9 protein-coding genes and 1 pseudogene are annotated in these 15844 nt (G+C 56.6%); 8 read left to right on the top strand and 2 right to left on the bottom strand.

All coding sequences use genetic code 11. The features are described 5' to 3' along the window. Positions 1 to 36: 36 nt before the first annotated feature. The 3 genes from FUA23_RS16540 to FUA23_RS16530 all read left to right on the top strand — a co-directional run bounded on the left by FUA23_RS16540 (position 37) and on the right by FUA23_RS16530 (position 6347). Positions 37 to 1620 carry a sulfatase family protein gene (locus FUA23_RS16540; RefSeq protein ID WP_147931875.1) on the top strand — a complete coding sequence of 528 codons (1584 nt, stop codon included), beginning with the start codon at positions 37 to 39 and terminating at the stop codon, positions 1618 to 1620. After that, complete coding sequence (locus tag FUA23_RS16535; protein ID WP_147931874.1) at positions 1613 to 3436, top strand: alpha-1,3-galactosidase-related protein; 1824 nt, start codon at positions 1613 to 1615, stop codon at positions 3434 to 3436. The genes FUA23_RS16540 and FUA23_RS16535 overlap by 8 nt, the downstream gene beginning before the upstream one ends. Before the next feature lie 172 nt (positions 3437 to 3608). Then, positions 3609 to 6347: a TonB-dependent receptor gene (locus tag FUA23_RS16530; protein ID WP_147931873.1), complete on the top strand. Its 2739-nt coding sequence runs from the start codon at positions 3609 to 3611 to the stop codon at positions 6345 to 6347. 45 nt (positions 6348 to 6392) lie between these two features. On the opposite strand, the gene FUA23_RS16525 is transcribed toward FUA23_RS16530, so the two are convergent. After that, complete coding sequence (locus FUA23_RS16525) at positions 6393 to 7334, bottom strand: sugar phosphate isomerase/epimerase family protein (RefSeq protein WP_147931872.1); 942 nt, start codon at positions 7332 to 7334, stop codon at positions 6393 to 6395. Positions 7335 to 7605: 271 nt separating this feature from the next. Between FUA23_RS16525 and FUA23_RS16520 the strand changes: the two genes are divergently transcribed. From FUA23_RS16520 to FUA23_RS16500, 5 genes are all read left to right on the top strand, one after another. Then, complete coding sequence (locus tag FUA23_RS16520; protein WP_147931871.1) at positions 7606 to 9009, top strand: sulfatase-like hydrolase/transferase; 1404 nt, start codon at positions 7606 to 7608, stop codon at positions 9007 to 9009. Positions 9010 to 9278: 269 nt separating this feature from the next. Continuing rightward, on the top strand, positions 9279 to 10730 hold the full coding sequence (locus FUA23_RS16515) for a sulfatase (RefSeq protein WP_147931870.1): 1452 nt from the start codon (positions 9279 to 9281) through the stop codon (positions 10728 to 10730). Between the two features lie 7 nt (positions 10731 to 10737). Next, a complete protein-coding gene (locus tag FUA23_RS16510) occupies positions 10738 to 12297 on the top strand; it encodes a sulfatase family protein (protein WP_147931869.1) in 1560 nt (519 codons plus the stop codon). Positions 12298 to 12434: 137 nt separating this feature from the next. Further along, the gene (locus tag FUA23_RS16505; protein WP_147931868.1) at positions 12435 to 13937 is read left to right on the top strand and encodes a sulfatase-like hydrolase/transferase; all 1503 of its coding nucleotides are present in this window, start codon (positions 12435 to 12437) and stop codon (positions 13935 to 13937) included. Positions 13938 to 13950: 13 nt separating this feature from the next. Then, a complete protein-coding gene (locus tag FUA23_RS16500; RefSeq protein ID WP_147931867.1) occupies positions 13951 to 15555 on the top strand; it encodes a sulfatase family protein in 1605 nt (534 codons plus the stop codon). Positions 15556 to 15612: 57 nt separating this feature from the next. On the opposite strand, the pseudogene FUA23_RS22600 reads toward FUA23_RS16500, so the two are convergent. Next, positions 15613 to 15844 (bottom strand): annotated as a pseudogene (locus tag FUA23_RS22600) (IS110 family transposase); the annotation flags it as partial.

The following is a 15844-nucleotide window of genomic DNA, read 5'->3' as shown; positions in this document are numbered from 1 at the left end:
ATCTTCACGCAAAATGATCCTCAATTGAAATACATCATGCAAACTGTTTCCCCCTCCGGCCCACTGTACGTACATCGCCTTCGTTTCACCAGACTGACCACGGTACTGGCCTTCGTACTGGCGTGTATTTTTGTCCTCTCTGGCTGCACCTCCTCCGCAGAGGTGGTTGATAAAGACAAAGGCATCGCTGCTGAACAGCCCAACATCATCTGGCTGATGTCGGAAGACATCAGCACCGATCTGGGGTGCTACGGCTTCCCCGATGTTCGCACGCCCAACCTCGATGCCCTTGCTGCGCAGGGCGTCCGTTTCGAGAACGCCTTCGTTACCAACCCGATCTGTTCGCCGAGCCGCTCGGCGATGATGGTGGGCGCGCATCAGGTAAAGACCAACACCCACCACCACCGCAGCAACCGCGAGGTGCCGCTTTCGGCGCCTTACGTTCCCTTCACGAAGCTGCTCCGCGATGTGGGCTACACCACGGTCCTGGGGCACCACGGCGTCAGGGGAAAAGGCCGCAAAACGGACGTCAATTTCAAGCATAAACCCATCGGCCCCTGGGACGGGACGACGGAGTTCGGCCTTTTCGACAAGTTCGACACCTTCACGGCGGCCGATCAGCCGTTTTTCGCGCAGATCCAACTCAACGTGACCCACCGGGGCGACTGGTGGGAGGAAGTCAGCCAGCAAGCGGCCGACCGCCACGACCCCGCAGAAGTCACCCTGCCCGAGTACATGGCCGACGATCCCGTAGTACGCAAAGACTGGGCCCGCTACCTCGATCAGCTGGAGTACATGGACGGTGAAGTGGCGATGATCCGTCAGGAGCTCGAAGAGAAAGGCCTTGCCGACAATACGATCATCATCTTCATCGGCGACAACGGCCGCTGCAACATCCGGGGCAAGGGCTACCTCAACGATCCCGGCCTGCACATTCCGCTCATCATCTACGATCCGCGGAGTTCGGGGGCGCGGGCGCAGGTGCGAAGTGAGGTTGTAAGTGCCACCGACATCACCGCCAGCGTCCTCCAGTACGCGGGGGCGGAGCTCCCCGCCTTCCTGACCGGCCAACCGCTGCAGAGTGAAGGTTTCGACCGCGAATACGTCTACGCCGCCCGCGATCTGTGGGATGAGATCGATGAGAAGTCCCGGGCGATTGTATCTAAAGACTGGAAGTACATCCGCAACGACATGCCGGATGTGCCCTACGATGCCCACCAGGCCTACCTCGAGTTCTACCGCCCCGCTGTTCAAGCCATGCGCAAGCTCAACGAAGCAGGCAAGCTCACGCCGGTCCAGGCCCTGTTCTTCCAGCCCAACAAACCCGCCGAAGAATTCTACGACCTCGCGAACGACCCCGACGAACTAAACAACCTGGCCAATCAGCCCGAATACGCAGAGCAGCTCGACCAGTTCCGCCGTCGCGCTGAGCGGTACGACCGTGAAATGGCTCCCGTAAGCGACGTCTACAACCCCGTTCACGCCAGTGCCGTCGATGTGCTCAACCACATTAAGACAAAGCACCCCGACCTGCACCAACAAATGCTCGACGGGGAAGAAATAGGCTATAAGAAAGCCGCTAACCTCTACAAAGAATACAAGAAAAAAAGCGATGACTAACAGATCCCTCCAACTGCTTCCCTTACTGCTGCTGCTCTCCGTTTGCAACCTCAACAGTCTGGCTGCCGCCGTAATTAACCTCTCCCCTACACAAAGCGACATGACGCCCGTGGTAAGGGAAGCACTTGAAGGAATCGACGATAAAGAACTAACCATCGTTCTGGCACCCGGCACCTATCGTTTCCACAACGATTATGCCTTCAATGAATACCGCTTCATCACCAACCACGACAACGGGATGAAGAACATCATCTTCCCGCTCAAAGGCTTCGATGCCGTAACGATTGAAGGCAACGGAGCCGAACTGATCTTTCACGGTCAGTCGCAGCCCTTTCTGTTCGAGGACTGCCGCAAGGTGACCATGAAGGCCGTAACGGTGGACTGGGACATCCCCTTCCTCTTTCAGGGAAAAGTGACCGCCGTTAACGCCGGAGAAGGCTGGTGGGAGATGAAGCCCGACACCGAAGGCTTCTCCTGGGAGCTCAACCGAAGAGGCGTACAGTTTCCCGGCGTTGAGGGCTTCAACTTCTCCAGCCTGGGCAGCACGCTCACCTTCGATCCCGAAACCCGGCAGGTAGCCCACGGCGCGTGGGATGCCTCCATCGACCCCGAACGCGTCGAAAAGAAGGAGAACGGAGTGCTCCGTTTCTACGAAGACCTCCGTCATTTCCCCGCCGTGGGCACCATCATCAGTTCTAAAGGAACAAAGGGAGAAAACCGCTACGCTCCCGCAGTGGAGGTGGCCGGTTCGGAGAACATCCTGTTCGAGGGAATCGTGATCCACCATGCCCTGGGCATGGGTTTCCTGTTTGGTCGTACGGATGGCATCACCATCCGCAACAGCGGAGTGTACTGCCGCGAAGATTCTCCGCGGATGGTGTCCATCATTGCCGATGCCACCCACTTCGCCAACTGCAAGGGCGAAATCCTCATCGAAGGCTGCCGCTTCGAGAATATGCTCGACGACGGTACGAACGTTCACGGAACCTACGTCTCGGTCGATCAAGTGATCAGCAAACGAAAAGTCCGCGTGAAGCTGGAGCACTTCCAGCAGTTGGGCTTTGAGTTCGCCGGCGCAGACGACGAAGTCTGGTTCATCCACCAGCCGGACCCCGCACGCAAAGAGACCAACCGCGTAGTTGCCGTTGAGCGCATCAATGATCGTTACTCCGACCTTGTTTTTCAGGAAGATATCCCCTCCGCCTTAAAGCGGGGAGACATTCTGGAAAACAAAACCTGGAACCCCACCTTCACGATGCGCGGCTGCACCATCCGCAACCACCGGGCAAGGAACGTGGTGCTGAAGACACCGCTCAAAATTGTGATCGAGGACAATGACTTTTCCTCAATGATGTCCGCCATCCTCTTCCGGGGGGAGACGTACTACTGGTTTGAGTCGGGCGGCGTGGAAGACGTCACCATCCGGAACAACCGTTTCGATCATTGCGCGTACAGCGGGTCGGAGCACGCTGTGCTCTACATCACGCCCCGCCTGGGAAAAGGCTTCGACCCTACCGCGCCCTACGACCGCAACATCCGTTTTGAAGACAACGTGATCACCACCTTCGACAACCGCATCGTCTGGGCCGACCGGGTTGACGGGCTCTCCATCAGCGGCAACAAAATCACCAAAACGAAGGCCGCCGCCCAGCTCTACCCCGATGCTCCGCTCTTTGAGCTGATGAATTGCCGAAACGTAAGCATCGAAAACAACCGGTACAACGGCGACTACAAATACGCACTCGAAGCCGACGAGCGCTCCCGCCAGACGCTCAATATCGGCCGGAACAAAGGCATAAAATTCAGGGTGAAGTAAGCCGGCAGGCGGAAAAGCGTGGTGTTCGCCCACCTTTGCCCGCAAACCTTCCCTGCACCTGCGGCCGCGCCCGGATTATTGTCGTACAGAACCTAAAAAATCTTAAAAAAGGCCAATCGTTTAGCAGACAAGCCTAAAAGCCCGAACTTTAGCGTAACCCCCAAACAGCGTCATGACAAAGCCCATAATTCTACACATTTCTCTTCTGATCCTTCTGATTGCCGCCTCCTTTTCGGGAGTGTACGGACAGGGCGTTCCGGTCTCCGGGCAGGTATTTGACGGCAACGAAGAATACCCCCTGATTGGCGGCTACGTCATCCTGCAGCAAGACGGAGTAGCTACGCAGTGGAAAACCACGACGGACTACGACGGCAATTTTGCCCTGGCCGAAGTAGCGCCGGGAACCTACGACTTGCTGGTGAGTTACCTCGGCTACTCCGACCTGAAACAGGTACTGACCGTAGGGCAAGACACGGTCCGGCTCGGCCAGCTCAGGATGATGCAAGGCGTCGAGTTGGCCCAGGTAGAAGTAGTGGAAAAAGTTCTGGCCGTCCGGCAAAAAGGCGATACTACCCTCCTGAACGCAGCCGCCTACAAAACACTCCCGGATGCCTCGGCGGAGGAACTTCTGCAGAAAATGCCGACCCTGGCCATCAGCAACGGCGAGGTGCAGGCCCAGGGTGAAGAAGTGAAGCAAGTCATCGTGGACGGCAAGCCTTTCTTTGGCGACGATGCCCTCGCGACGCTGCGCAACCTGCCCGCCGAAATCATTGAAAGCATCGAAATTTTCGATGAGCAGAGCGAGGAATCCCGCGCTTCGGGTTTCGACGACGGAAATACCGCCAAAACCATCAACATCATCACCAAGAAAGGCATGCGCAACGGCGTCTTCGGCCGGCTTTCAGCCGGCTACGGCACCGACAATCGCTATGATACCGGTGGCAATCTGAATTCGTTTCAGGGCGCAAGAAGGCTCTCGGTAGTCAGCATGGCCAACAACATCAACCGCCAGAACTTCGCGCCGGAAGACCTGGACGCCGACGCGGCCAACAACACCGGCTCTTCGTCCAGCGACTTCGTGGTGAAACCACAAAGCGGCATCGTAACCACCCGGGCCATCGGGATCAACCTGGTGGATGAGTGGGGCGAGGACGTGGAAGTCTCCGCCAGTTATTTCCATAACAACGCGCAGGGGCTAAGCCTGCGCACCCTCGACCGCCAGTACTACGACGCCGAAGGCGACGGTGAGCGCTACCGGGAAACCGGCGTGAAAGAAAGCGAAAACGGAAACCATCGTTTCGACGGCCGGCTGAGATGGCGGATCGACGAAAAAAACCGGTTGGTATGGCGTCCCCGGCTGAGCGTACAAAACAGTGAGGGCCAAAATAACAGCCTGGGATCGACGGTCCTGAATGGCGTTCCGGTCGACTCCAGCCAGAACTACTACTCCGGCAATTACCGCTCGCTGAACCTGAACAACTACCTCTTCTGGCAGCACCGTTTCGATAAGTCGCGACGGACCTTCTCCGTAAGCCTCAACCACTACACCATTCCGCAAACCAACCAGAGCACTACCGGATTTATCGAAACTGCCGACGGTGAAGTACAGCGGGAGGTTAACCAGCAGAACCAGACGGAACGGGCCCGCGACATGGGCAGCATAAGCCTGCAGTACACCGAACCGGTGAGCAAACGCTCCTCGTTACTGCTGGTCAGCAAAACCAGCGTCCGCGAAGAGCTCAGCGAGCAACTCGCCTACGACTACGACCCGGTAACGGCCGGTTACACAGACCTGGATACCGACCAGAGCGGACGCCTCACCAACGATTACCTGAGCCAGGAAGTCGGTACGGGCCTGAACTATTACATGAAGGGCGTTCGCCTGACGGCAAAAGCCAACCTTCAGTACGCAAGACTGATCAACGACCAGGAAATTCCGCCGCTGCCCACCAACGAGCGCTCTTTCCTGAGCGTGCTCCCTACCCTTTCGTTGCAGTGGAAAAAGTCGGGCTCGGGCAACCTCAACCTGGTTTACCGCAGCAATACGCGGCTGCCATCCGCAACGCAGCTGCAGGAGCTGGTCAACCGTTCCAATCCCCGCTTTATCCGTACGGGGAACCCGAACCTGCGGCAGGAGATCCGCCACAATATGCACCTGCGCTTCAACAGCACCAACGCTACGGCGGGCACGGTTTTCTACACCCTCATCGGAGGAGGGGTAACGCAGCACGACATTACGAACGGGATTTTTACCGCAGAAAGCGAAGTAGGCCAGTCGTTTGACCTTCCGGTAGGAACCAGGGTTTCGCAACCGGTGAACCTGGACGAAAGCTGGAATTTACGGGTGCTCACCACCATCGGCTTCCCGGTGGAACTGATCGGCTCGAATCTCAACCTCGACATTTCGGCAACCACCAACCGTCAGCCCGGGCTCATCAACGGCGAAACGAACGAGATCCAGAACTCGACGGGAGGCCTGGGGCTTACCTTCTCGAGCAACGTCAGCAACAGGATCGATTTCTCGATGGCCTCCAAAGGAAAATACAACTGGGTCAGCAACGCGTTGCAACCCGCCAACAACAACCAGTATTTCCAGCAGACTTCGCGGCTGAACCTGAACTGGATCATCGGTCCGGGCATCGTTTTCCGCAGCGACCTTACTCACCGTTTTTACCGGGGGCTCTCCGAAGAACTCAACCAGGATTTCCTGCTGTGGAACCTCAGCCTCGGCAAGAAGATGATGAAGAACGACCGGGGTGAAGTCAGCCTTTCGGTTTTCGATCTTTTGGGGCAGAACCTCAGCCTGCAGCGCCACGTCGCCTCGAACTACACCCAGGACGTCGAGACCGACGTACTCAGCAGCTACGTGAAACTCGGTTTCCGTTACGATTTGCGGAAGTTCGGCTCTTAGATTCTGGCTTGATTTTGGCGCGGACGCAGGTGCAAAGGACGTTTATCAGAGCGCGCTCCCTGCTTTGAGGAGGAGTTGGCGCGTCAGCCGGATTCCTTCGGGTTCCGGCAGGCGGCGGCCTTCGTATTCGATGCCGATGAACCCCCGGTAGCCGACCTCTTTTACCATCCGTAGTATCCGGGGATAATCGAGCGTGGTCTCGTTGCCTTGTTCATCGAAATCGTACGATTTCGCGCTTACGCCGATGGCGTAAGGGAGTAATTCCTTCATCCCCTGGTACCGGTCGTATTCCTCCAGGCAGTTTCGCTGTTTGTCTTTCTCGATGCAGAAGTTCCCGAAGTCGGGCAGGGTGCCGTGGTTTTTGGGTTTCACGCGCTTCATCACTCCGGCGAGCCACGCTCCGTCGGAAGAAAAGCCGCCGTGGTTTTCTACGAGGATGTTGACGTTGGCGTCACTGGCGTACTCCGCCAGGCGGGTAAGCGACTCAACACTCGCCTCGGCGGCCTCGGCTTTGTGCTCCCCTCCCCTCAGGTCTACCCGGACGGAATGGCACCCGAGCGTATGCGCCGCGTCGATCCACTTTTTATGCTTGTCGATCGATTCCATCCGCTTCTTCGAATCGGGCGAAGCCAGCGGTCCTTCTCCGCCGATCATGATCAGGAGGTTCTGTACGCCCTCGTCGGCTGCGCGCTGTCCCATCTGTTGTACGTACCCCTTCTGCCCGATCGTTTTGCGGTAAAAGTTGCTGACGTACTCCAGGCCTTCACATTCGTGCCTGCGGGCAGCAGCTGCGAACTCAAGCGCGTCCATCTCTCCCGCTTGTAGCGCCCGGTGATACGACCACTGCGCCAGGGATATTTTGAAGAAGAGTTCGCCACTTCCATCAGTCATCGCTGCTTTCGGGGTACAACTACTGAGGGCTGCTCCGCCAAGCGAGAGTATTGCGGTGGCCTGAACAGACTGACGGATAAAATTTCTACGATTCATGATCTTTGGTTTTAAAGGCGCAAGTTGCGCGGATCTGCAACGCCCGGAAAGCAGACTTGATTAAGTATAGCTGAACGTAAGCCCGGGCAACTGCAATAATACGCTGCCGACGGTCTGTTTTCCGTTGAATACCCCGATAAACCGGGGCGTATTTGTGTTGCTCCGTAAGCATACCGTGCGTGGAGGTAAAGACCGGTAAACGGAGCGGCACAAGCTACGAAAAACAGCGTTTTTTGGGACAGGTTACTCTTAAGCGTTACAAAAATCCATCATGCAAAAAGCAATTATCCTTCTTTACTCACTCCTGTTCACCTACTCGTGCGCGGGGCCGCAGCCCGACGCATCTACCGCCACTGAGACCTCCGAACGCCCGCCCAATATTCTGTTGCTGCTGGCCGACGACCTTGGTTACGGTGAGCTCGGCTGCTACGGCCAGGAGGTGATCAAAACTCCGGTTCTGGACAGCCTCGCGGGTCAGGGCATGCTCTTTACCGATTTCTACGCCGGCAACCCCGTCTGCGCGGCTTCGCGCGCAGTGTTACTGTCGGGCCGCAGCTCGGGACACAACGCCGTGCGGGGCAATAAAGGGTTGGCCGAAGACGGTTCGTGGCGTCGCGTCGCCCTGCCGCCGGATCACGTAACCATCGCCGAGATGCTGCGTCCCCGCGGTTACCAGACCGCGATGATCGGGAAGTGGCACCTCGATGTCTCCTACGACCTCGATACCTGGGCGCACAGCCGTGGCTTCGATTACTCCGTGCAGGAGCAATGGTCGGACAAACGCGACCCCGGGCCGCGCTACGACAGCCCGATGGAGTACATCAACGGTTTGCAGGATTCCGTAAACTACGACCTGAACCAGTACGACTGCCAGGATGAGTTCCGTACCGATCTCGCCCTCGATTATCTGGATAATAAGCGTGAAGCCGACAAGCCGTTCTTCCTGTTCATGTCTTACCGGGCGCCCCACGGCCACGAATACGAGATTGGCAACAAGACGCTCTACGCCGAACACGGTTGGGCGGAGCCGGAACGGCTCCACGCCGCCCAGATCACGCTGCTCGACCGCGAAGTCGGTCGCCTGCTCAACAAACTCCGTGAACTGGGAGAACTCGAAAATACGCTCGTCCTGTTTACGAGCGACAACGGTCCGCACACCGAATCGGGTCATCACCCCGAATTCTTTGCCAGCAACGGCCAAACGCAGGGCTACAAACGCGACGTTTACGAAGGCGGCATCCGGGTGCCCATGCTGGCGTACTGGGCGGGCCGTGTTCCGCAGGGAGTGGTCACCGACCGCGTGGCTTCGGGACAGGATGTTTTACCGACAATTGCCGCGGCCGCAGGTGCAAAGGTGCCGGATGGAGTTGACGGGATCTCCTTCCTGCCCGTGCTCCTGGGAGAAGAACAACCCCTGCGTGACACCCTGAACTGGGAGTTTCATAAACCCGGCGACAATCCCCGGAACTTCCGGCAAGCCGCCCGGATGGGAGATTTCAAGGCCGTCCGTTATGGCACCAACGTAGCCATCGAGGTTTACGACCTGAGCAAAGACATCGCAGAAGCTTACGACATCGCCGCCGAGCGCCCCGATCTCGTTGCCCGCGCCGAACGCATCTTCCGCGAGGAGCGAACGGCAACTTCGGCCTTCCCCTACGGTCGCGAAGTGCGGTAAACATGCTGAAGCAAGATTAAACGCAGCCTGAAGGCTGCCGAACGGGTTCGTACCTACCCAATCACCGCATTTGCCGGTTATTTACGCTCGGGCACACAGAGCAAACGCTCAGGCACCCCGGTCAGGGGAAGGAGGTGCTTATTGCGGTTAGAAATTCAATAAGTCGACATTCAAAACAACATTCCTGATTGCGAGACACCAAAAACGGTCTCCGGGTATACCACCCCCGGAGACGAAGAGCGCAAACCAGGAATGAAACATACATTACGATGATGCGAACCTGCCTGTTATTTGCTTCCGTTCTTTTCTTGGCAACGGGGTGCAACCTGGCCCGCCCAACCACCACGGCACCTGCGGCCGCGCCTGCGGAAAAGCCCAACGTATTGCTCCTTATAGTAGACGATATGAACGACTGGGTTAGGGCCTTTGGTGGTAATAACCAGGCGGTCACACCAAACCTCGACCGTTTCGCGGCCCGCGCCGTACGCTTTGACAATGCCTATTGCTCCGCTCCGCTGTGTAATCCATCGCGGACGAGTTTGCTTACCGGGCTGTCTCCGCTCCGGACCGGAGTTCATGGCAACAAGGAAAACTTCAGGGACCAGAGGGGGTTTGCCGACGTGGTAACGCTGCCCCAGCATTTTGCGGCCAACGGCTACGCCACTTTTGCCTCCGGCAAAATATTTCACAGCCCGCACGGCCCGAAGGAACAGCCCCGGCCGGGCAGCGACCCTGGATCCTTTCAGGAAGAATGGCGTGGTGGTCTGGGGGTAAAATTCCCGCCCGCAGAAGAACGGTTTTCCGCCCTGGGCAAAGGCACCGTGAAGGGCAAAGTTCCCGGCCCAAAGAACTTCGACTGGCAACCCATCGACATTGCCGATGAAGCAACCGCCGACTGGCAAATTGCCAATTACGGTGCCCAGGTGCTGAGCCGGCAGCACGAAAAGCCATTCTTTCTCGCCGTCGGTATCTTCCGGCCACACCTGCCGTGGTACGCCCCAAAGAAATACTTTGATCTTTACGATCCGCAGGAGCTCCGGCTGCCGGACGTACAACCGGACGATCTGGCCGACGTTGGCCGCAACGGCAACAATTATGCCACCAACAAACTCCACGACCTGATGGTGGAAAAGGGGAAATGGCAGGAAGCCATGCAGGGGTATCTGGCTTCACTATCCTTCGCTGATGCCTGTGCCGGACACCTCCTCGGTGCACTGGAAAAAAGTGCTTTTGCCGACAACACAATTGTAGTCGTTATGGGCGACCACGGCTGGAACCTGGGCGAAAAACAGCATTGGGGCAAAAATGTACTTTGGGAGGAATCGGCCAAGACCCCGCTGATGATTTTTGACCCGCGCCGTCCGTCACCCGTCGTTACCGACCGGGTAGTCTCACTCCTTGATGTCTACCCCACTCTGGTAGAGCTTTGCGGACTCACTCCCCGGTCAGGCCTCGACGGCGAGAGCATCGCCGGATGGCTGCGAAACCCCGCCCTGAGCACCAAAAACTACGCCGTGACCGTAAAGAACGACGACAACCTCTCGCTGAGAACCCAGGCTTACCGCTATACACGCTACTCGGACGGAACAGAAGAATTATACAATCACATGGAAGATCCGCTGGAATGGAATAACTTGGCAACTGATCCCGGAGCAGCAAAAATCATTACCGGTCTCCGCCGACAACTTAAAGTCTACGAGGATAAAATGTCCTCCAAATAACCCAGCTATGAGATTTAAAAATTTGCTTTTACTTGCGCTTTGCGCATTGTTTTACACCTGCGGCAGCACTCCTGAGGGCGAAGCGTCCGAAGAGGAGAACAACGCGGCGGAAAAGCCTAACGTCGTCGTCATCTACCTCGACGATCTTGGCTACGGCGATGTGAGCGCCTACGGGCAGGTTTCCCTAAAAACCCCGAACATCGATGCCCTGGCCAACGGTGGTGTCCGCTTCACCAACGGTTACGCCTCTTCGGCCACCTGTACGCCCAGCCGCTACGCTTTGCTGACGGGCATGTATCCCTGGAAGAACAAAGACGCCGCAATTCTGCCCGGCACTGCCCCGCTCATCATCAGTACGAGCCAGCCGACGCTCCCGAAGATGATGGCCGCCGAAGGCTACCACACCGGCGTGGTCGGTAAATGGCACCTCGGTCTCGGCTCGGGCAACGTGAACTGGAACGAGCACGTAAGCCCCGGCCCCAACGAGATTGGCTTCAAGCACAGCTACATCATGGCCGCCACCCAGGACCGCGTGCCAACCGTTTACCTCGAAAACGGAATGGTGGAAGGCCTCGACCCCAACGACCCCATCGAGATCGACTATAAAAACAACTTCGACGACCAGCCGACGGGCAAAGACAACCCGGAACTCGTGGAAATGAAATGGCATCACGGCCACAACAACACCATCGTGAACGGCATCCCCCGGATCGGATACATGAAAGGCGGAGAAAAAGCAAAATGGAGTGACGTGGACATGGCCGACCATTTCCTCGTCCGTGCTCAGCAGTACGTGAAAGACCACAAAGACGAGCCGTTCTTTCTTTACTACGCCATGCAACAGCCACACGTGCCGCGCACGCCGCATCCACGGTTTGTGGGCAAATCAGGAATGGGCCCACGCGGCGACGTAATCATCGAAGCCGACTGGTGCATCGGTGAGTTCATGAAAACGCTGCGCGAAGAAGGTCTGCTGGAGAACACCCTGATTGTCCTGTCATCCGACAACGGCCCCGTACTCAACGACGGGTACTACGACGATGCAGTAGAGAAAATTGGCGATCATAAACCCGCCGGACCGCTGCGCGGCGGCAAATACAGCCTTTTTGAGGCAGGCACCCGCGTACCTTTCATCGCTTACTGGGAGGGCAAAATCAAACCACAGGTATCTGACGCTTTGGTTTGCCAGATGGACCTTCTGCCTTCCATCGCAGCACTCGTGGGCGGTGACGCAGGTGCAGTGGACGGTAAAAACCTGCTCCCTGCCTTCATGGGAGAATCTGCAACCGGCCGCGAGGAACTCGTTCTGGAAGCCACCTCCCGTACAGCGCTCCGCAAAGGAGACTGGATTATGATTCCCCCCTACAAAGGCCCGGCGGTGATGAAGCAGGTGCAAATCGAACCGGGCAACAGCCTCGAATACCAACTGTATAACCTCAGTGAAGACATCGGGCAGCAAAACAACCTTGCCGCGGAAAACCCCGAAAAACTGGCAGAAATGGTGGCTGCTTTCGAAGAGATTCGGGGGGAGACCTACGGGGATACCAAACAGATTAAGCTGGAGTAACCCCACGTGAGCCCGGCCCCACGTGAAAGGGCCTTTTGAAAACGCTTTACATTTTTGAATTATCCCCTTAGTGTTCCCCCCACAGAACACAGGCCATGCTATGCCTTTCCGGGACCATTCATATCAATTAATACGACATGCTAAAACTGAGAACATACTTTTCAGGATTTCTGGCGCTGCTGCTGGTCTCCTGCTCCCCTAAAAGCGCTGCCACGGTAGCGAAAAGCGATGGAGGTACCACCCTGGAAGAAGTAGCACAACCTAACCTGATCATCATCCATACCGACGAGCACAACTTCCGGACCCTGGGTTGCTACCGCGACCTGATGGCCGCCAACGATGCCTTAGTCTGGGGACCGGAAGTGAAAGTAGGAACCCCCAACATAGACCGGATCGCCCACGAAGGCGCAATCTGCGATGCTTACTACGCTCCCTCTCCGGTGTGTGCGCCCTCCCGCGCATCCATGATGACGGGCCTCTACCCCATCGCTACGGATGTGCGTCAGAACAACATCCCGATGAACGCCTCCATGCGGACTTTTGCACAGGTTTTGAAGGAGCAGGGCTATGCCACCTCCTACGTCGGGAAATGGCACCTGGAGGGCGAAGGGAAATACACCAGGGTAAACAACTCCTTTGGTTGGGAAGACCACAGTATGATGTTCAACGGTGGCCACGCTCCTTACTTCAGGCTCAAGGATGGCTGGATTGAAGCGATTAATGCGAAGGCATTTGTCAGGCTGAAAGAGAAAGGAGAAACCGAAAACATCCATTACGTGACGGACTACCTCACCGACCGCTCCCTGGCTATTCTCGAAAGAGACAAAGACAAGCCTTTCTGCCTGATGCTTTCCATCCCCGATCCGCATACGCCAAACATTGCCCGCCCACCCTACGATACGATGTTCAGTAACCTGAACTACCAGCCACCAGCTACCATGACGATAATCCCGGAAGAAGACCGGCCTGGCTGGGCTACGGGAAAAGACAAAAACTATCACCGTGATTTCGACCCAGGATACGTAGAGGGATACCTTGGTATGGTTAAGTGCATCGACGATAATGTTGGTCGCATCCTCGACTTCCTCGACCGGGAAAAGCTGGCGCAGAAAACCATTATCATCTTCACCTCCGACCACGGCGACATGATCTTCGAGCATGATCGCAACAATAAGGGCGTTCCGTACGAAGCTTCGGCCCGGGTCCCGTTCCTGATCCGGTTTCCCGGCCATATACCTGCCGGTAAGCAGATCGGGACGCCCTATACCATGGTGGATTTTGCCCCAACCGTACTTGGCCTTTTAGGAGCTCCTGCGCTGACCAATATTCATGGCACGGATGCTTCTGCGACTTTCCTCAGTCCAAAGAAAGCCCCCAGCCCCGGGCGGATCACCTACATCGGCACCACCGGTGGCAACTGGGTAGCTGCTGTTGACGGTCATCACAAACTCATTCTATCCAAGAACGATCCTCCTTACTTGTTCGATCTGGAGCTTGATCCGCAGGAGATCATTAACCGCTACGAGGACCCTGCGTACGCGGCGGTCATCAAGCGCCTGCAACCGGAATTACTCCGCCAGGTCAGACTATACAAGGATCCATCCACCCTGAGCAAGGGCGAACTAATCACCTCCCACTAACCACTAACCCGTTATGAGATATCACAGACTAGCCCCTCTTTCGCTCCTCTTACTGCTCGGCCTGTTAAATGGGTGTGGAGGAAACGGAGCAGAAACACCGGCTTCCGCAACTACGGACCGCCCGAACATTCTCTTCGCCATCGCCGACGATGCCTCCTGGAAACACTTCGGGGCCTACGGATGCGACTGGGTAAAAACGCCGGCCTTCGACCGGGTCGCAGCCGAGGGCTTGTTGTTCAACAACGCCTACGTGCCCAACGCCAAGTGTTCGCCCTCCCGTTCCTGCATCCTGACGGGCCGCAACAGCTGGCAACTGGAAGAAGCCGTGAGCCACCTCCCCTTCTTCCCTGAGAAATTCGGCACTTACGCCGAGGCCCTCGACAGCAGCGGCTACTTCGTCGGCGCAACCGGGAAGCCATGGGCACCGGGTAATCAGGGGACCCGGGACGGAGTTCCACGTGAGCTGGCCGGCCAGAAGTTCGATGAGTTCAAACTGAAACCGCCGGCGAAATTCATCAGTACGGTCGACTACGCCCGTAATTTCGAAGACTTCCTCGAAAAACGAACGGAAGGCGAGCCCTTCTGCTTCTGGTACGGAGGCTCCGAACCACACCGGGCCTACGAATACGGCGCCGCGCTGAGACTCACGGATAAAAAACGCTCCGATATCGACGAAGTACCGCCCTTCTGGCCGGACGTAGACAGCGTCCGGACGGACATGCTCGACTACGCCTACGAAATCGAGCACTTCGACGGCCACCTCGGCCGGATGATCGATGCCCTGGAAAAATCCGGAGAGCTGGACAACACCATCATCGTCGTCACCGCCGACAACGGGATGCCCTTTCCCCGCATCAAAGGCCAGGTGTACGAATACTCCAACCACCTTCCGCTGGCGATTCGCTGGCCAAAAGGCATCACAAAACCGGGGCGTAAAATCGAAGATTTCGTCAACTTCATCGATCTCGCCCCCACCTTTATGGAAGCTGCAGGTGTAGACCCCGAACAAACTGGTATGCAGCCGATTACCGGCCGCAGTCTTACGGATATTTTTAACTCAGACAAGGACGGCATGGTTACCGACTACCGGGACTACGTGCTGGTGGGTAAAGAGCGGCACGACGTTGGCCGACCCAACGATGAGGGTTACCCCGTGCGCGGCATATTTAAGGGCGACTACCTCTACCTGAAAAACTTCCACCCTGAGCGCTGGCCGGTAGGCAACCCCGAAACCGGCTACCTGAATACGGACGGAAGCCCAACGAAATCCTACATCCTCAACACCCGGCGGGTGAGCGGAGAACAGGAATGGTGGCGGCTCAACTTCGGCAAAAGGGTTCAGGAAGAAGTCTACAACGTCAAGACCGATCCCTTCTGCCTCAACAACCTCGCTGATTCACCCGAGATACAGGAACAGAAAAAGGCTATGATCGCCTTTATGACCGAACAGCTTATGGCACAGAATGATCCGCGCATGACCGGCAACGCACAGGTCTTCGATACCTACCTCTATTCCAGCGAGAAGTCGCGCGACTTCTACAACCGGTATATGAGTGGCGAGGATATGAAAGCAGGTTGGGTGAATAAGAGTGATTTTGAGACGGGGCCCGTTGAGTAAGCCCCGTGGAGGAACTGTCCCCTGCCTTTTTGCAAACTCACCCTGCACCTGCGATTGCTATGAGATAACCAAAGAAGCTTGCAACTTTCTTTCATACATAACTTTGTTTTCGTGGCAAGCGTAGATCGCTCTACATAGTTTGTTCCGGATAGCATTTAGTACCTGCAAGTGTGTCTTGTTCTCTGCTCGTTTACGATCATAGTATTCTCTGAGATATTTAGTCTTGATAGCCGCAAAAGCAGCGATGTGAAAAGCTGTTTTCAGCGCAACATTAACTTGCTTAGGCGTT

The organism is Neolewinella aurantiaca (assembly GCF_008014675.1).
In the GTDB taxonomy this organism is placed as follows: domain Bacteria; phylum Bacteroidota; class Bacteroidia; order Chitinophagales; family Saprospiraceae; genus Neolewinella; species Neolewinella aurantiaca.
The sequence above is the reverse complement of the archived record's forward strand: the minus strand, read 5'-3'. Positions and strand labels throughout refer to the sequence as shown.